The 17,673-nt window shown below is 56.9% G+C and carries 14 protein-coding genes; 9 read left to right on the top strand and 5 right to left on the bottom strand.

What is annotated here, in order from left to right; all coding sequences use genetic code 11:
* The first annotated feature begins 108 nt into the window (after positions 1–108).
* Both ACN0TS_RS01155 and ACN0TS_RS01150 read left to right on the top strand, forming a co-directional pair.
* On the top strand, positions 109–1,785 hold the full coding sequence (locus ACN0TS_RS01155; protein WP_417257482.1) for a TIGR01244 family sulfur transferase: 1,677 nt from the start codon (positions 109–111) through the stop codon (positions 1,783–1,785).
* A gap of 77 nt (positions 1,786–1,862) precedes the next feature.
* Positions 1,863–3,620 carry a SulP family inorganic anion transporter gene (locus tag ACN0TS_RS01150; RefSeq protein WP_417257481.1) on the top strand — a complete coding sequence of 586 codons (1,758 nt, stop codon included), beginning with the start codon at positions 1,863–1,865 and terminating at the stop codon, positions 3,618–3,620.
* A 60-nt stretch (positions 3,621–3,680) separates the two neighbouring features.
* Here the strand turns inward: ACN0TS_RS01150 and ACN0TS_RS01145 are convergent, their stop codons facing one another.
* The 5 genes from ACN0TS_RS01145 to ACN0TS_RS01125 all read right to left on the bottom strand — a co-directional run bounded on the left by ACN0TS_RS01145 (position 3,681) and on the right by ACN0TS_RS01125 (position 8,908).
* Positions 3,681–5,003 (bottom strand): TRAP transporter large permease, encoded by a 1,323-nt coding sequence (locus tag ACN0TS_RS01145; RefSeq protein WP_417257480.1) that lies wholly within the window; start codon positions 5,001–5,003, stop codon positions 3,681–3,683.
* Between the two features lies 1 nt (position 5,004).
* Positions 5,005–5,511 (bottom strand): TRAP transporter small permease, encoded by a 507-nt coding sequence (locus tag ACN0TS_RS01140; protein WP_417257479.1) that lies wholly within the window; start codon positions 5,509–5,511, stop codon positions 5,005–5,007.
* A 110-nt stretch (positions 5,512–5,621) separates the two neighbouring features.
* Positions 5,622–6,743 (bottom strand): Gfo/Idh/MocA family protein, encoded by a 1,122-nt coding sequence (locus tag ACN0TS_RS01135; RefSeq protein ID WP_417257478.1) that lies wholly within the window; start codon positions 6,741–6,743, stop codon positions 5,622–5,624.
* 13 nt (positions 6,744–6,756) lie between these two features.
* Positions 6,757–7,812: a sugar phosphate isomerase/epimerase family protein gene (locus ACN0TS_RS01130; protein ID WP_417257477.1), complete on the bottom strand. Its 1,056-nt coding sequence runs from the start codon at positions 7,810–7,812 to the stop codon at positions 6,757–6,759.
* A 52-nt stretch (positions 7,813–7,864) separates the two neighbouring features.
* The gene (locus ACN0TS_RS01125; RefSeq protein ID WP_417257476.1) at positions 7,865–8,908 is read right to left on the bottom strand and encodes a LacI family transcriptional regulator; all 1,044 of its coding nucleotides are present in this window, start codon (positions 8,906–8,908) and stop codon (positions 7,865–7,867) included.
* Positions 8,909–9,195: 287 nt separating this feature from the next.
* On the opposite strand from ACN0TS_RS01125, the gene ACN0TS_RS01120 reads away from it, so the two are divergent.
* The 7 genes from ACN0TS_RS01120 (at position 9,196) to ACN0TS_RS01090 (ending at position 17,655) form a co-directional block, all read left to right on the top strand.
* Complete coding sequence (locus ACN0TS_RS01120; protein WP_417257475.1) at positions 9,196–10,428, top strand: ABC transporter substrate-binding protein; 1,233 nt, start codon at positions 9,196–9,198, stop codon at positions 10,426–10,428.
* A gap of 102 nt (positions 10,429–10,530) precedes the next feature.
* Entirely contained in the window at positions 10,531–11,460 is a 930-nt protein-coding gene (locus ACN0TS_RS01115; protein WP_417257474.1) for a carbohydrate ABC transporter permease, read from the top strand.
* Entirely contained in the window at positions 11,453–12,370 is a 918-nt protein-coding gene (locus tag ACN0TS_RS01110) for a carbohydrate ABC transporter permease (protein ID WP_417257473.1), read from the top strand. Before ACN0TS_RS01115 ends, ACN0TS_RS01110 begins: the two co-directional genes overlap by 8 nt.
* A 4-nt stretch (positions 12,371–12,374) precedes the next feature.
* Positions 12,375–13,466 carry an ABC transporter ATP-binding protein gene (locus ACN0TS_RS01105; protein ID WP_417257472.1) on the top strand — a complete coding sequence of 364 codons (1,092 nt, stop codon included), beginning with the start codon at positions 12,375–12,377 and terminating at the stop codon, positions 13,464–13,466.
* A gap of 285 nt (positions 13,467–13,751) precedes the next feature.
* The gene (locus ACN0TS_RS01100) at positions 13,752–16,190 is read left to right on the top strand and encodes a beta-mannosidase (protein ID WP_417257471.1); all 2,439 of its coding nucleotides are present in this window, start codon (positions 13,752–13,754) and stop codon (positions 16,188–16,190) included.
* Positions 16,187–16,876, top strand: coding sequence for a D-lyxose/D-mannose family sugar isomerase (locus ACN0TS_RS01095; protein WP_417257470.1), 690 nt, complete (start codon positions 16,187–16,189; stop codon positions 16,874–16,876). The genes ACN0TS_RS01100 and ACN0TS_RS01095 overlap by 4 nt, the downstream gene beginning before the upstream one ends.
* A 23-nt stretch (positions 16,877–16,899) precedes the next feature.
* Positions 16,900–17,655 carry a sugar phosphate isomerase/epimerase family protein gene (locus ACN0TS_RS01090; RefSeq protein ID WP_417257469.1) on the top strand — a complete coding sequence of 252 codons (756 nt, stop codon included), beginning with the start codon at positions 16,900–16,902 and terminating at the stop codon, positions 17,653–17,655.
* Positions 17,656–17,673 lie beyond the last annotated feature (18 nt).

The following is a 17,673-nucleotide window of genomic DNA, read 5'->3' as shown; positions in this document are numbered from 1 at the left end:
CGCGTCTCCCCGCCGCCGCTGACGATCTTGCCCCGAAACGGGGACACGTTTGGCTTATGATCACAGATGGAGGTGGTCGGCGGCAGTTAGTTGCGAGGAGACGCACATATGGATCTTAAGAAAATTTCGGACGGGCTTACCGTTTCGGGCCAGATACAACTCGACGATTTGACCAAACTGGCGCGACGCGGGTTCCGCTCGGTGGTGTGCAACCGCCCCGATGGCGAGGCCGCAGACCAACCGACCCATGAGGAAATCGAAAAAGCCGCTAAAGAGGCAGGGCTGGAATTTCGCTATCTGCCCGTCACTCCGGGGATCGTGACCGAGGAAACCGCTGAGCAATTCCGCGTCGCCCTCACCGAATTGCCCGGCCCCGTGTTCGGCTATTGCCGCACAGGTACGCGCACCACGACCCTGTGGTCTTTGGCAATGGCCAATGAGAAATCCGTGGTCGATATCCTCGCCGCGACCAAGGCCGCAGGCTACGACATGACGGGCGTGGCGCGTCGCATTGCCAACGGGGGCGTGACGCCGACCGATAGCGTTGAGGACGCAAGCTATGACGTTGTGATCGTAGGGGCAGGGGCCGCAGGGGTGGCCGTGGCGTCCTCGCTCAAATCCCGCAAATCCGATCTTGAGATCGCGATCATCGACCCTGCCGACATTCACTATTACCAACCCGGTTGGACGATGGTGGGCGCAGGCGTATTCGATGCGCAGACGACCGCCAAGACGATGGGCTCGCTCATCCCGCGCGGGGTGCATTGGATCAAATCCGCCGTGGCGGCTTTCGAGCCTGCCAATGATGCGCTCGTCCTCGACGGGTGCCGCGTGGTGAAATACAAACGCCTCATTGTTTGTCCCGGTTTGAAACTCGACTGGGGCAAGGTGAAAGGGTTGGAAGAGACGCTCGGCAAGAACGGCGTGACCTCCAACTACCGCTATGATCTGGCGCCCTACACGTGGAAACTCGTACAAGAGCAAAAGGGCGGACGCGCGATCTTCACCCAGCCGCCAATGCCGATCAAATGCGCAGGCGCGCCGCAAAAGGCCATGTACCTGTCCGCCTCCGAATGGGAAAAACAAGGTAAGCTCGGCAAGATGGACATTCAGTTCATGAATGCAGGCGGCGTGCTGTTCGGGGTCAAAGACTACGTTCCGGCACTTGAGGAATACGTCAAGCGCTACGACGCCAAGCTCAATTTCTTCCATAACCTTATTGCCGTGGACGGTCCGAACAAAACGGCGACGTTTGAGGTCAAGAAGCCTGATGCCGAGCCTGAAACGGTGACGGTCGAATTTGACATGCTGCACGTTTGCCCGCCCCAAACCGCGCCGGATTTCATCCGTGTGTCGCCGTTGGTGGATGAAAGCGGTTGGGTCGATGTGGATCAGGTTACATTGCGCCATAAGACCTATGAGAACATCTGGTCGCTCGGTGATGCGATGAACGCGCCGAATGCCAAAACCGCTGCTGCCGCGCGGATGCAAGCGCCCGTTGTGGCCATTAACGTTGCCGCAGATATCGACGGAAAAGGCCCGCAAGCCGCCTATAACGGCTATGGCTCATGTCCGCTCACCGTTGAGAAGGGAAAGATCGTTCTGGCCGAGTTTGGCTACGGCGGTGTGCTGTTGCCCTCCTTCCCGAAATGGCTGCTCAACGGCACCAAGGCCACGCGACTGGCATGGATTTTGAAAGAGCAAATCCTGCCGCCCATCTATTGGAAAGCCATGCTGCGGGGCAAGGAATGGCTCATCAAGCCTGAAAAAGTTACCGCGAAGTAACACGTTTTCCACATCATTTTGGCAGGCCGTCTTTGAGACAGGCCTGTCACTCCTCCCAAACCGAAAGGTCCGCCACCGTGTCGTTCAATCCGCGCAGCCTGCGCCGCTATTTCCCCATTCTCGATTGGGGATCGAAATACAATATGGACACTTTCACCAATGACGGCGTTGCCGCAGTGATCGTGACCATCATGTTGATCCCGCAGTCTTTGGCCTATGCGCTTCTCGCGGGGCTTCCTGCGGAAATGGGGCTTTATGCGTCCATTCTGCCGCTTGTGGCCTATGCCATTTTCGGCACCTCGCGGGCCTTGGCCGTGGGGCCTGTGGCGGTTGTGTCGCTGATGACGGCGTCGGTTGTGGGCAATATGGCGCTGCAAGGCACGGCGGAATATGCCGCTGCGGCGATTACACTGGCGTTTCTGTCTGGTTTAATTTTGCTTGCTATGGGGTTGTTTCGGCTAGGTTTTTTCGCAAACTTCCTGAGCCATCCCGTGATTGCGGGTTTTATCACCGCCTCTGGTATTCTGATCGCGGCCTCTCAGGTCAAGCACCTGTTGGGCATTTCGGCGGGGGGCGATACGTTGCCCGAACGCATTCACGGCATTCTTGTGAATATCGGTGATGTGAATTTCATCACCCTTGTGATCGGGGTGTCGGCCACGGCGTTTTTGTTCTGGGTGCGTAAAGGGCTCAAGCCACTGTTGATCGCCAAAGGTCTCACCCCGCGAATGGCGGATATCGCGGCCAAGGCGGGCCCCGTGGCTGCCGTTGTCGTCACGACGCTTGTCTCTGCGGTGTTCCAGTTGCAAAACCACGGCGTGAAAATCGTGGGCGATGTGCCGCGCGGTTTGCCGCCTTTGACGTTGCCGATGTTTTCGGCGGAGGTGTGGACGCAACTGTTCGGCGCAGCGATTTTGATTTCCATCATCGGTTTTGTTGAATCCGTTTCCGTGGCGCAAACGCTTGCGGCGAAGAAACGTCAACGCATCGTGCCAGATCAGGAGTTGATTGGCCTTGGCGCGTCCAACGTGGCCGCCGCGATCTCGGGCGGCTATCCCGTCACGGGGGGGTTTGCCCGTTCCGTGGTGAACTTCGACGCAGGGGCGGAGACGCCTGCGGCGGGGGCCTTTACCGCCATTGGTATCGCATTTGCCGCGCTGTTCCTGACGCCGCTGTTGTATTTCCTCCCCGTCGCGACACTTGCGGCGACGATCATCGTGGCGGTGTTGTCACTTGTGGATTTCAAGATTTTGAAAACCACTTGGGGCTATTCCAAAGGCGATTTCGCTGCGGTTCTGGCCACCATTTTGCTCACCTTGGGCTTTGGCGTCGAGACGGGTGTGTCGGCGGGTGTGATCCTGTCGATCGCTCTGCACCTCTATAAAACTTCACGGCCACATATTGCCGAGGTGGGTCTGGTTCCTGGCACCGAGCATTTCCGCAATATCAAGCGGCACGAAGTCCTGACAACGCCCGAAATGGTAACAATCCGTGTCGATGAAAGCCTGTATTTCGCCAATGCGCGGTTCTTGGAGGACTATATCCTCGACCGCATCGCCGAGGACTGTGACGTCAAACATGTTGTGCTGATGTGTCCTGCGGTGAACGAGATCGACAGTTCGGCCTTGGAAAGCCTTGAGGAGATCAACAAGCGTTTGCATGACGGCGGGATCAAATTGCACCTTTCAGAGGTTAAAGGCCCTGTGATGGACCGCTTGCAAAAGTCGCATCTGTTGCACGATCTGACGGGGCAAGTGTTCCTGAGCCAATATGCGGCGATGAAGGCTTTGGGCGATGTGACACAGCCTGTCTCTCCTGATGAAGCGACTGCCTAAGCGCAAAACGCCCTCCGAAATCGGGGGGCGTTTTGATTGGTGATCGCATAATGTGCGGGGTCAGTAGACCAAGCGGACAAGCCCGAGTGTGAGGGCGGGAAAGGCCACCAAAAGAACGACGCGGACCAGATCGGTGATGACAAAGGGCAGGGTGCCTTTGAACGTCTCCGAGATGGGAATGTCTTTGGCCATAGCATTGATGATGAAGAGGTTCATGCCGACAGGCGGCGTGATCAGCCCGACCTCCACCACGATCAGCACGAGGATGCCGAACCACAGGCCGAATTCGGCAGGGTCCACGCCGAAGTCCAGCGCCGCCATGATCGGGAAGATGATCGGCACGGTGAGAAAGATCATCGACAGGCTGTCCATGATGCACCCGAAGGCCAGATAGAGCAGCAATACCGTGGCAAGGATCAGCCACGGCGAGATGTCCAATGCGCCTGCCCATGCGGCGGCGGATTGTGGCACACCTGAGAGGGCGAGGAAGTTGTTGAACACCTTTGCCCCGATCAGGATCAGGAAAATCATGCCCGTGGACCCTGCTGTTTCCAATGTGGCTTCGACCGTTTTGCCCCATGTCAGCCCGCCCGAGACGAGCGCGAGAAGCCCCGTGCCCGCAGCGCCCACGGCGGCGGCTTCCGTCGGTGTGAAAACGCCGAGGTAAATCCCGCCGACGACCAGAGTGAAGATCGCCAGAACCGGAGCGACATCGAGAAAGGCGCGTAACCGTTCAGCCAAGGGGGCCTTGTCACGCACACCGCTGCTATGCGGGCGGACGCGAACATAGATTGCGATGCAGATGATATAGCCCAGAGCGGCCAACAGGCCGGGGACAAAGGCCGCGACAAAGAGCTTGGCGATGTTTTCCTCTGCGAGCATGGCATAGACCACGAGGATCACCGAGGGCGGGATCAGGATGCCAAGCGTGCCGCCTGCTGCCAATGCGCCCGTGGCCAAGCGCCCCGTGTAGCCATATTTGCGCAATTCGGGCAGCGCCACTTTGCCCATGGTCGCTGCTGTGGCCAAGGACGATCCGCAGATTGCGCCAAAGCCCGCGCAGGCCCCGATGGCGGCCATGGCCACACCACCCTTGCGGTGGCCGAGCCATGTCTCGGAGGCTTTGAACAAAGCCGCCGACATGCCGCCCAGAGTGGCGAAATGGCCCATGAGCAAAAACAGCGGGATGATGGAGAAGGAATAAGAGGAGAACTCCCCATAGACGAGGTGTTTGAGTTGGCTCATCACCATGACCGTATTGCTGTTGAGCACATAGGCCCCGCCAAATCCGACCGTGAACATCGCGACCCCGATGGGAACGCGCAAAAAGATCAGGAGCAGCAGGACAGGAAAGGACCACAGGCCGATTTCAAAACGGCTCATCTCAGGCCTCCTTGCCAATGAGAGCGCGGGCAGAGCGCAACACGCAAAACAGGGCGACAATCACGCCGATGGCGCAGGCGACCATCGCGGCGCGGTAGCCCCAAACTACGGGAATTTGCAGGATGAAACTGGTTTCGCCATAGGCGTCTTTTTCAAGCATTCCCAAATAGAGACGCCATGCGACAAGCACAGTGAATGCCGCCATGAGCAGATCGCCTATGAGGTCAAGGAGGCGGTTGAGGTGGTCGCCAAAGACACGCTGCAACATATCGACCCGTGCATGGGCGCGGGCATATTGCGCATAGGGTAGGGCGCTAAACACCGCAAAGCCGATCCCGAATTCGACCAGTTCGATATCTCCGGGGATGCCCTGTAATCCAATGACGTCCAAGGCCCGCCCGATGACAGAGATACAGGTCAGCGCGATGACCAGAAGGAGCGAGGCACCGCCCGCCACGGCCATAGCGCGGGCCAATCCGCCCACCGATTTTTCAACCACCCAATACATGCTGCTCTCCCTTTGCGCCTTCCTTTACGCCATTGACGTAGGGGCGCTCAATGAAAAAGACCGCAAGTCCATTGGCCCTGCGGTCTCATTCTGTGTCGGGGGGGAGCCGCTTAAAGCGTCACCCACGCCCCGTCTTTGGCCGAACTGTCGATACAGGCCTTGATAAAGCGCATCCCTGCGAGACCGTCCTCGATGCCCGGCGTCAGGCCTGTGCCGGCATTGTCGGCGCGGATCATGTCGGCGGCGTCCTTGTAGATCGTGGCAAATCCTTCGAGGTAGCCCTCGGGGTGACCAGGGGGGACGCGCAAATCCTGTGCCGCGCCGATTTTCTGTGCGCCGCCACGGGTGAGGATTTGCTTGGGCTCGCCAAACGGGGTGAAGGTCATCACGTTTGGATTTTCCTGATGCCACTCTATGCCGCCCTTGTCGCCATAGACGCGCAGGGAGAGGCCGTTTTCATTGCCCACGGCCACTTGGCTCGCCCAAAGCGTGCCTTTTGCGCCGCCTTTGAAGCGGAAGCGGCATTCGACGTTGTCGTCCACTTGGCGTCCCTCAACGAAGGCGGTCAGATCGGCGGACATTTTTTCGACCTCAAGTCCTGTGACGAAGGAGGCGAGGTTGAAGGCGTGGGTGCCAATGTCGCCCACGCAGCCGCCCGCGCCGGAGCGTTTGGGATCGGTGCGCCATGCAGCTTGTTTGTTGTCTGGATCTGCGGGCTCGGTCAGCCAGTCCTGAATATACTCGACCGCAACAAAGCGCAGGGTGCCAAGCGCTCCGCTTTGCACCATATCGCGGGCTTGGCGCATCAACGGGTAGCCCGTGTAGTTGTGGGTCAGGATGAATTGCTTGCCTGACTTGGCAACGGCTGCGGCGATTTTCTCAGCGTCTTCAAGGGAATGGGCCAAGGGCTTGTCGCAGATCACATTGATCCCCGCCTCCAGAAACGCGACGGCAGGACCGGCGTGCATGTGGTTGGGGGTGACGATGGCAACGGCGTCGATCCCGTCTTCGCGGGCGGCTTCTGCGGTGGCCATTTCGGCGTAAGAGCCGTAGGAGCGATCCGCCGCGATGCCAAGATCAGCCGCCGAAAGGGCAGCGCGTTCGGGGTCGGAGGACAGTGCCCCCGCGACCAACTCCCATTCGCCGTCGATGCGGCTCGCAATGCGGTGAACGCCACCGATAAAGGCGCCGCGTCCCCCGCCAACCATGCCGAGTTTGAGTTTCTTGTGCATGTGTAAAGCTCCCTTATAGACCGAGCATACGGTTGATTTGTTCTTTGTCGGCCGCGCCACCTGCGAAATCGTCGAAGGTTTTGTCGGTCAACTCAATGATGTGATTGGCAATGAACGGAGCGCCCTCCGCGGCCCCTTGCTCTGGTGACTTCAGGCAGCATTCCCATTCCAGAACGGCCCATGAATCGTAGCCGTATTGCGCCAGTTTGGAGAAGATGCCGGAGAAATCGACCTGACCATCGCCAAGGCTGCGGAAGCGGCCCGCACGGTTGGTCCAGTCTTGGTAGCCCGAATAGACGCCTTGGCGGCCATTGGGGTTAAACTCGGCATCCTTGACGTGATAGGCGCAGATGCGGTCGTGGTAGAGGTCGATAAACTGAAGGTAATCAAGCTGTTGCAGCAGGAAGTGAGACGGGTCGTAGTTGATCTGTGCCCGCTCATGGCCGCCCAGTGCGTCCACAAACATCTCGAATGTTGCCCCGTCAAAGACGTCTTCGCCCGGGTGGATTTCATAGCCGACGTTGACGCCGTGTTCGTCATAGACGTCGAGGATCGGTTTCCAACGGCGGGCGAGTTCCGCGAAGGCTTCCTCGATGAGGCCTGCGGGGCGCTGTGGCCACGGGTAGAGGTAGGGGAAGGCGAGGGAACCTGTGAAGGACACGGAGTTGTCGAGGCCGAGTTTGCGCGAGATTGCAGCCACTTTGGTCACTTGATCAACGGCCCATGCTTGGCGGGCTTTAGGATTGCCGTGGACTTTGGCAGGGGCGAAGGCGTCGAAAGCCTCGTCATAGGCGGGGTTCACGGCGATCAATTGGCCCTGCAAGTGGGTGGACAATTCTGTGATCTCCACGCCTGCATCGGCGCAGATGCCCTTGATCTCGTCGAGGTAGGTGTCGCTTTCATAGGCTTTGTCCACATCGAACAGGCGGCCGTCAAAGGTCGGGATTTGCACACCTTTGTAACCAAGGCCCGCAGCCCATTTGGTGATGTTTTCAAGGGAATTGAAGGGGGCCTCATCGCCTGCGAATTGTGCGAGGAAAAGGGCGGGGCCTTTCATTGTAGATGCCATTGGTCACTCCAGTGTTTGATGTCTGTGTTTAGTGTATGCGTTAATTTGTGCATTATCCAGCGCCGAGCGGATCATTGAAGGTCGGAACCGAAAGCTCCTGAATGGGCGGTCGGCTCGGGTGGTCGATCGCCTGAAGGGCTGCGCGTGCGAGCAACGCTCCTGTAGCTCCGACGTTTTCAGGGACAACGAGGATTTGTTTGCGAAAGAGATTGAGAAAGGATGTGGCTTCTTTCGCAAACACATCAAAGTCATCGCCAATAACGAATCCCGACGCCTCCGCGCCGCCTGTGGCGGCAACTGTGGCATTGGTGGAGCCACATAAAATGGCGTCGATTTCGGGATGGGCTTTGAGCGCGGCGCGCACCGAGGTTGCAATGTCATCAATATGACTGTCGGTGGTGACGTCTTGTAACACGAGGCGTTTCATGCCCGTGCGCTCGCAAGCCTCTTTGGTGCCTTCGAGAATCTCTTTGCCGTAGAAATGGTAGGGGGGGGGCGCGACGAGCAGGACGCATTTGCGCCCCCGACGAGTCAAGGCTTCGATGCCAAGCTCGCCAAAGCGGCGGTTGTCGAAATCACAGTAGGGATGGATGTCTGACCAATTGGTGCGCCCGTGCGTGACGAAGGGAAATCCCTTCTTCATCAGATAATCCACGCGCGGGTCATTGGGCTCGGTCTGGTTGAGAATGATCGCATCTGCTGACCCCGTTTCGACCACATAGCGCACAGGGCGCATCGGGTCTTCGTCAGGGAAGAACGGCGTGACAACAAGGTGGTAAGAGGTGTGGCGCAATCCGCCGGCAATCGAGGACAACAAACGCGCGGTGTGGTTCATAATGTCGTGCTCTGTCGAGACGATCAGAGAGATGACATGGGTTTTCCCCGTCCGCAAACGGACACCCGCACGATTGGGCAGATAGCCGATACTGTCGGCACATTCTCGCACCCGTTTTTTGGTGTCGGCGGAAATATCGGGCGCATCGTTGAGCGCACGGCTCACCGTCGCCACGGCGAGCCCCGTGATCCGAGAAATCGTCTTTAGCGTGGGGCGTTCCCCTGGCTTTAGATCATCTCTGTGATCCTGCGAGTCTCCCATGTGCGTCCTCCCTGATTCGCGCGATTCGGGTCATTTTGACCTCATTTTCTTGTAGGTGATTCCCTCAAATCTCCCCATCAATCTCTTTTTTGGTCCGCATAAGTTACCGCTAACAGTAATAATATGTGGCTCAAGAGCGTTTTTTAATAATTTTTCTTGTTTCGTCAGATTTGGCTGACATACTTCGACTATAGGTTCGCTTTACACACATATCTAGCGTGTTTGCGAAAACTATAACGTTTCAGTTGAACCTGTAACGTTTACGTAATCTAGGGAGGACTACACTAATGAAACTTGTAAAAGCGCTTTTGAGCGCAACGGCGATCACCGCTGCTGCATCTGCTGCCCATGCGACCGACCTTGAGGTCACGCACTGGTGGACATCCGGTGGCGAAGCTGCCGCCGTTGCGGAATTCGCAAAAGCATTCAACGAAAAGACCGATCACACATGGGTCGATGGCGCAATTGCAGGCGGCGGCTCAACAGCTCGTCCGATCATGATTTCGCGTATCCTCGGTGGCGATCCAATGGCTGCGACACAGTTCAACCACGGCCGTCAGGCACAAGAGTTGATCGAAGCGGGCCTTATGCTCGACCTCACCGATGTTGCGGAAGCTGAAGGTTGGAAAGACGTGATCCACCCGTCTTCCTTGCTGGATAGCTGTACGCTTGACGGTCGCATCTACTGCGTTCCTGTGAACATCCACTCCTGGCAGTGGCTGTGGCTCAACAACGGCGCGTTCGAAAAAATCGGCAAGCCTGTTCCGTCCAACTGGGATGAATACGTCGATGCTATGCCTGCACTCGAAGAAGCAGGTATCGTTCCGCTCGCAATGGGTGGTCAGCCTTGGCAGTCTTCCGGCGCATTCGGCGTGATGGCCATTGCTCTTGCTGGTCCTGACGCATGGCTTGCTGTGAACAAAGACAAAGATGCAGACGTTGCTGCTGGTGACGCCTACAAAAAAGTCTTTGAAGCTGCTGCTGCCGCACGTGAATACTCCAAAAACACCAACGTGCAGGACTGGAACCTTGCCACGGCTATGGTGATTGAAGGCACGGCTGCGGGTCAGATCATGGGCGACTGGGCACAGGGCGAATTCGCTGTGGCCGAAAAAGTTGCAGGCACCGATTACACCTGTCTTCCAGGTCTGGGTGTGAACGAACTGATCGATACTGCGGGTGATGCGTTCTACTTCCCCAAGAACGACGATCCAGAAGTTGAAGCCGCACAAAAAGAACTCGCAGCTCTGATGCTGTCCAAAGAAGTTCAGGTTGCCTTCAACCTCAAGAAAGGGTCGCTTCCTGTTCGCGGCGACGTGGACCTTTCCGCAGCTAACGATTGCATGAAAAAAGGTCTGAAGATCCTCGCAGACGGCAACACTGTGCCTTCTGGCGATATGCTTCTTTCGCCTGACACCTCCGGTCAGATCGAAGACCTGATGACCGAATTCTGGTCCTCCGATATGTCCGCTGCTGATGCTCAAGCGACCTACGCTTCGATCATCGCTAAAGCTGACTAAGGTGTAGCAATCGGACCCGACCGGAGTTGTCTCCGGTCGGGTCTATTGTCGTTGTTCGTGAAGACGCCGCAAAAGGCGCATACGACGTGAGGGGAAATCTACATGGCTGTTACCGACACCGGGCAGATCAGGGCGGGGCGCGATTATGCCAAACGTCCCATTCGTCTGTTCAAAAACATCAACGCAAAGATCGCGGCATTGCCGATGATCCTAACCGCTTCCGTGATTTTTATCGGATGTTCGGCTTGGACGATCGTTCACTCGTTCACAAGCTCCAAACTTTTGCCAAAGCTCAACTTTGTGGGATTTGATCAATACGAGCGTCTCTGGGGCTCGGCGCGTTGGCTTGTCTCGGTGCAAAACCTTGTTATTTTCGGGATTTGCAGTCTCATAGCGACGTTCATCATCGCCTTTGTTCTCGCGGCGCTCTTGGATCGAAAAATCCGGTTTGAGGATGGATTCCGCACCATTTTCCTCTATCCCTTCGCCCTCTCGTTCATCGTGACGGGTCTTGTGTGGCAGTGGATTTTGAACCCCGATTTCGGTCTGCAATCCATCGTGCGCGGTCTGGGGTGGGAGAGCTTCAACTTCGACCCGCTCTATAACCCCGATATCGTGATTTTCGGCATTCTCATCGCGGGACTGTGGCAGGGCACGGGATTGATCATGTGCATCATGCTCGCGGGCCTGCGCGGCATTGACGAAGACATCTGGAAAGCCGCCAAGGTGGACGGCATCGGCACAGTGAAAACCTATTTGCTGATCATCATTCCGATGTTGAAACCCGTGTTTGTGACGTCACTGGTGCTTGTCTCCGCAGGGATCATCAAGGTCTATGACCTCGTGGTGGCCCAGACCTCTGGTGGTCCGGGGATCTCCTCGGAAGTGCCTGCCAAATACGTCTACGATACGCTGTTCTTGCGCCAGAACCTCGCCCAAGGCTTCGCCGCCTCGACGATGATGTTGGCGATGGTGATCGTAATCCTCATTCCTTATGTCTACCTACAATATGGGGGCAAGAAAGATGGCTGATATGTCCAATACCGCCCCGAACCGCATGGTAGATGGCCCCTCTGGTCCAAAGCCCAAACGCGCGTTTACGCCCGCCAATATCATGGTCTACGGCACGTTGATCCTGTTTTCGATCTACTACCTTTTGCCGCTCTACGTGATGGTGATGACCTCACTGAAAGACATGGCCGAAGTCCGTGTGGGCAATATCTTTTCCCCGCCCGAAAATGTCACCTTCCAGCCGTGGATCAAGGCATGGTCCGAGGCCTGTACGGGGATCAACTGCGACGGTTTGAGCCGTGGCTTCGGCAACTCCGTGCGTATCCTGATCCCGTCGGTGATCATCTCTATTGCCGTGGCATCCGTGTCGGGCTACGCGCTGTCGTTCTGGCGCTTTAAAGGCTCCGAGGTGTTCTTTAACATCCTGATCATCGGCGCGTTCATCCCTTACCAGATCATGCTCTATCCGATTGTGATTATCTTGCGCGAGATGGGCATCTACGGCACCCTTGGCGGGTTGGTCATGGTGCACACGATCTTTGGTATGCCGATTAACACCTTGTTGTTCCGCAACTATTTTGCATCGGTTCCGATGGAACTGTTCAAAGCGGCGCGGGTTGACGGGGCAGGGTTCTGGCAGATTTTCTTCCAGATCATGTTGCCGATGTCGCTGCCGATCTTTGTTGTGTCGATGATCATTCAGGTCACGGGCATCTGGAACGACTTCCTGTTTGGTGTGGTTTACACCAAACCCGCGATCTATCCGATGACCGTCCAACTCAACAACATCGTGAACTCGGTGCAGGGGGTCAAAGAGTATAACGTCAACATGGCGGCCACTCTTCTCACCGGCCTCGTTCCGCTCATCATCTACTTTGTTTCCGGCAAACTGTTCGTTCGCGGCATCGCCGCCGGCGCCGTGAAAGGCTAAGCACATGACACTTGAAATCGACAACGATAACGTCTCCGTTTCCATCAAGAACCTCGACCTGAGCTTTGGCTCTGTGAAGGTTCTCAAGAACCTCGACCTCGACATTGCCAAGGGAGAGTTTCTGGTTCTGCTCGGCTCATCGGGCTGTGGGAAGTCCACGCTGCTGAACTGTATTGCGGGCCTGCTCGAAGTGTCGGGTGGTCAGATCCATATCGGCGGAAAGAACGTCACATGGGCGGAGCCGTCCGAGCGCGGTATCGGGATGGTGTTCCAATCCTACGCGCTCTATCCGCAGATGACGGTGCGCGGGAACCTCTCCTTTGGTCTCAAAAACGCGAAGATGCCCAAGGACGAGATCGAAAAGCGCGTCGCGCGGGCGGCTGAAATCCTTCAGATGGAAGCGCTTCTTGACCGTAAACCTGGTGCCTTGTCAGGTGGTCAGCGCCAACGTGTCGCCATTGGCCGCGCGCTTGTGCGGGATGTGGATGTGTTCTTGTTCGACGAACCTCTGTCGAACCTTGACGCGAAACTGCGTACCGAGTTGCGGGTGGAGTTGAAGCAACTGCATCAACGGCTTGAAAACACAATGATCTACGTGACCCACGACCAGATCGAAGCCATGACCCTCGCAGACCGTATTGCCATTATGAAAGACGGTTTGATCCAACAGCTCGACACACCACACGGGATTTACGACAAGCCCGTGAATAAGTATGTGGCTGATTTCATTGGCTCTCCTGCGATGAACTTCTTTGAGGGCAACGTCGACAGCGGCATGTTTACCGCGGGCGATTTGAAGATTGACCTCAAGGGCTACGAGTTCACCCCCGCAGGGAAAACCGGTGGTCCGGCGTGGTTCGGCATTCGTCCCGAGCATGTCTACATCGACAAGGAATTGCCTGTGATGCTCGATTTGAAAGCGGAGATTGTCGAGCCGATGGGCGCAGACACGCTTGTGTGGTCCCACGTGGCGGGCGAGCCGTTCCGCATCCGTCTCGACGGTCAGGCCAAGGTCAAAACGGGCGATATGCTGCGTGTAGGGTTCGATCCCGCGCGGGCGTCGATGTTCGACAAAGTAACCGAAGAGCGCCTGTAAGGGCTCGCATTCAAACCACGTATCAGAGCGCGGCGAGTTGATCGTGCTCTGATGCACCCACAAAAACACGGGCAAGAAGAGCAGGGCAACTGTCACATGCGCCGCGCACCACACTAAACCGACGTCCCGTCGCCCACGTCAAAGGGGGCGTGACGTCATGACGACTTACCGCGTGATTGATCATGCTGCGTGCAGATCAAGCTCAAGGTACGTGTGTCGAGTTTTGACGATTTCGGATCCCGAAGTCACTCGGCACGCGAGCTGCGCACTACAAGGGATCTAACAATGGCTATGTCATTGATACTGAAAGATAACTGGATTTTCTCCGACGATAGCGGCACTTATAGCGTGCCTGTCACTCTGCCCTTTGACAGCGTCTCGTCGCTGCGCAATGCGGGGGACATTGTCGAGCCTTACTGGGGCCGCAACGAATATGATTTGCGCTGGATTGCTGAGCGCGATTGGGTCGCGAAGCGCAGCTTTGACCTTGAGGAGACCAATGTTGAATTGGTGCTTGAGGGCTTGGACGGAATTGTTGATGTCGTCGTCAACGGCGTCACCGTTCTTGAGGCGGATAACGCGTTTCGCACTTGGCGCGTCGATGTGTCAGAGGTGGCCAAAACCGGTGCCAACGAGATCGAATTGCGCTTCCGCTCCATTGTCGAGGAAGCGGCGAAACGCCAAGCGGCGAGCCAATTCCACATTCCGGGTCTGTCGGATCGCAACAACGGTCAGACGGACATTGCGAACGGCAATATGGTGCGCAAGCCGCAGTGTGATTTCGGCTGGGACTGGAACATCGCGCTCGCGCCTTTTGGTGTGACGGGACACGTGAGTGTCGAGAGCAAGAAGAAAGCGCGGATCGACTACATCCACGTCAGCCAAGAGCATCACGACATTGAAACCGACAGCGTCACTGTCGAAGTCACCGCCCACATCGCGGGCGATGCCGAGGGCGATACCGTCGAGTTGGTGTTCGGCGGCCGCACCCGTGAGGCGCAGGTTGTGGGTCGCATTGCCAAGGCGAAGTTCTTTGTTGAGGTGCCAGAGTTCTGGTGGCCCGCAGGGCAGGGGATGCAGCCGCTTTATGACCTTGAGGTCCGTATGGGAGACGAGGTCGCGGAACGCCGCATTGGTCTGCGCCACATCGAGTTGGTTGTCCAAGATGACGATGCGGGCACCTCGTTCAAGTTCAAGGTGAACGGCCGTGAAGTGTTTGCCAAAGGGGCCAACTGGATTCCTGCGGATGCCCTCTCCGGTCGTATCGACCGCGAGGCGGTGCGTGATCAGTTGCAGTCGGCGGTGGATGCCAACATGAACATGATCCGTGTCTGGGGCGGCGGTCGCTATGAGCCGACGTGGTTCTATGACATGTGCGACGAGATGGGCCTGATGGTCTGGCAGGACTTCATGTTCTCGTGCAACCTCTATCCCGCCGATGAGGCCTTCTTGGCCAATGTCGAGGCGGAGGTGCGCGAAAACGTGCGCCGTATGCATCATCACGCCTGTCTAGCGGTCTGGTGTGGCGACAACGAGTTGCTCGGTGCGCTGACGTGGTTCAAGGAAAGCGTCGAAAACCGCGACCGCTATCTGGTCATGTATGACCGTCTCAACCGCACGCTTGAGAAAACCCTGTTCGAGGAAGATGCAAACGCTGTTTGGTGGCCGTCATCGCCAAGCCCGGGCTATTTCAACTACGGCGACGGCTGGCATGATGACAGCTCCGGCGACATGCATTTCTGGTCGGTCTGGCATGAGAACAAGGACTTCGAGCATTACCGCGATATCAACCCGCGTTTTTGTTCCGAGTTCGGGTTCCAGAGCTATCCGAGCAACCGCATCATCGAGACGTTTTGTGGCCCCGAAGACCGCAACATTGCGGCCCCTGTTCTGGAAAGCCACCAGAAGAACCAAGGCGGCAACGAACGGATTGCGGCAACCATGTTCCGCTACTTCCGTTTCCCCGTGGATTTCGAGAATTTCGTCTACTTGAGCCAAGTGCAGCAAGGCCTCGCGATCAAGACCGCCGTGACCTATTGGCGCTCGCTCAAACCGCACTGCATGGGTGCGCTGATCTGGCAGCTTAACGACACATGGCCCGTGTGTAGCTGGTCGTCGCTCGATTATGGCGGGGACTGGAAGTTGCTGCATCACATGGCGCAGAAATTCTATGCGCCTGTGACGGTCGTGGTGAACCCTGAAGGTGGCCAAGATCACTTTAAGGTGGTCAACGACACGGGCGAAACCGTTGATGTCACGGTGCAAATTGCCGCTGTGAACATGCGCGGCGAGGCGCGGCCTTTGGCCGATGCGACGCTATCGGCATGGCCGTCAAAGGCGCTTGATCTGGTCTCATTGGATCACGGCACGCTCAACGACGACGAGATTTACGTGTTCACGTGGCAGACGGGTGAGGGCGAGGAGGCCACATCGGGCGGCGATTTCTATGCGCCCAAAGCGTGGAAATCCTATGACCTGATCAACCCCAAAATCACCCATGACTGTGTTGAGGTTGATGGTGTCTATGAGATCACTCTGAGCGCTCAAGCCCTTGGCCTGTTCGTTTCGGTTGAATCGACGACCTCGGGGCGGTTCTCCAACAACGCCTTTACGATGTTGCCGAACCAAGACGTCAAAATCACCTTCACCCCGAAACACGTGGGCGAGACGCCTGAATTTACGCTGCGCGATCTTTACAGCGCGACATATGGAGCAGACACATGAAACGTTCTCTTGTGAATGACATCATTGCCGAGAGTGACAAATTTATGCGCTCTTTCGGCTTCGTCATGCCGCCCTTTGCCTATCTCGACCCGAACGGGTTGAAGAGTTATGTGGCCGACGGTGGCGCAATGGTGCGCGATCATATGCTCGGGTGGGATATTACCGACTATGGTCAGGGCAATTACGAGGATTTAGGCCTGTTCCTGTTCACGGTGCGCAACGGCTCGGACGCCAATGTCGCCAAAGGCATGGGGATGCTTTATGCCGAGAAGATGCTGATCTCGAATGAAAATCAGATCAGCCCGATGCACCACCATATCAAGAAGACCGAGGACATCATCAACCGTGGCGGGGCGACGCTTGTGATTGAGCTGTTCACTCGTGCGCCCGATGGATCATGCGATCCAAATGCCCCCGTTGAGGTGCTGACCGACGGGCGGATGCGGACCCTCAAAGCGGGGGAGTGTTTGCGCCTTGAACCAGGGGAAAGCGTGACGCTTGAGCCGTGGCACTGGCACGCCTTTTGGGGCGAGGGCGGTCGCGTTCTCATCGGTGAAGTGAGCAACGTCAACGATGACCGCACCGACAATATTTTCCGTGAGCCCATCGGGCGGTTCGGAACGATCGAAGAAGATACGGATCCTGCGCATTTGCTGGTGTCCGATTACGATAAATGGCTCGCGTAAAGCGCGAGAAAGGGAGAGATACCATGACCGATTTTTCATACCAACTGTATTCGTCGCGCGATTGGGGCCAAGACGAGACGCTCGATATGATCGGCGCGCTTGGCTATGCGCAATGCGAGGGCTACGGCGCGTTTTATAACGAGTTGGACCAACTGGATGCGCTCAAGGCGCGTTTGGCCAAAAACGGCTTGCATATGAAATCGGGCCATTTTGCGCTCGATATGGTCGAAAACGACCCCGCGCGGGTGCTGCAAATCTGTGAGGAGTTGAACATCGAGCACGTCTATGTGCCTTATCTCCCCCCGGAAGAGCGCCCCACGGATGCCGATGGCTGGCGTGCTTTTGGTCAGCGTTTGGCCAAGGTCGGTGAGCCGATTGTTGCGGCGGGTCTGACCTTCGGGTGGCACAACCATGACTTCGAATTTGTGGCGCTGCCGTCGGGTGAATTGCCTGAGGATTTGATCCTTGAAGGGGGCGATCACATCAATTTGGAACTCGACATTGCTTGGGTCGTGCGCGGCGGTGCGGACCCTGTTGAGACGATCAAAAAATACGGCAAACGCATTACCGCCGTTCACGTCAAAGACCTCGCGCCCAAGGGTGAAAAAGAGGACGAAGGCGGCTGGGCCGATGTCGGCACCGGCACAATGGATTGGCCCGCGATTTGGGCCGCGATCCAAGAATTCACACGTGCGGAGATTTTCGTGATGGAACATGACAATCCGTCCGATCACGCTCGTTTCGCAAAAACAGCAATCACCAACGCAGCAGCCCTTTAAGCGCGGCGTCAGGGAGGA

It is taken from the genome of Celeribacter sp. (assembly GCF_048266405.1).
In the GTDB taxonomy this organism is placed as follows: Bacteria; Pseudomonadota; Alphaproteobacteria; order Rhodobacterales; family Rhodobacteraceae; genus Celeribacter.
The sequence above is the reverse complement of the archived record's forward strand: the minus strand, read 5'-3'. Positions and strand labels throughout refer to the sequence as shown.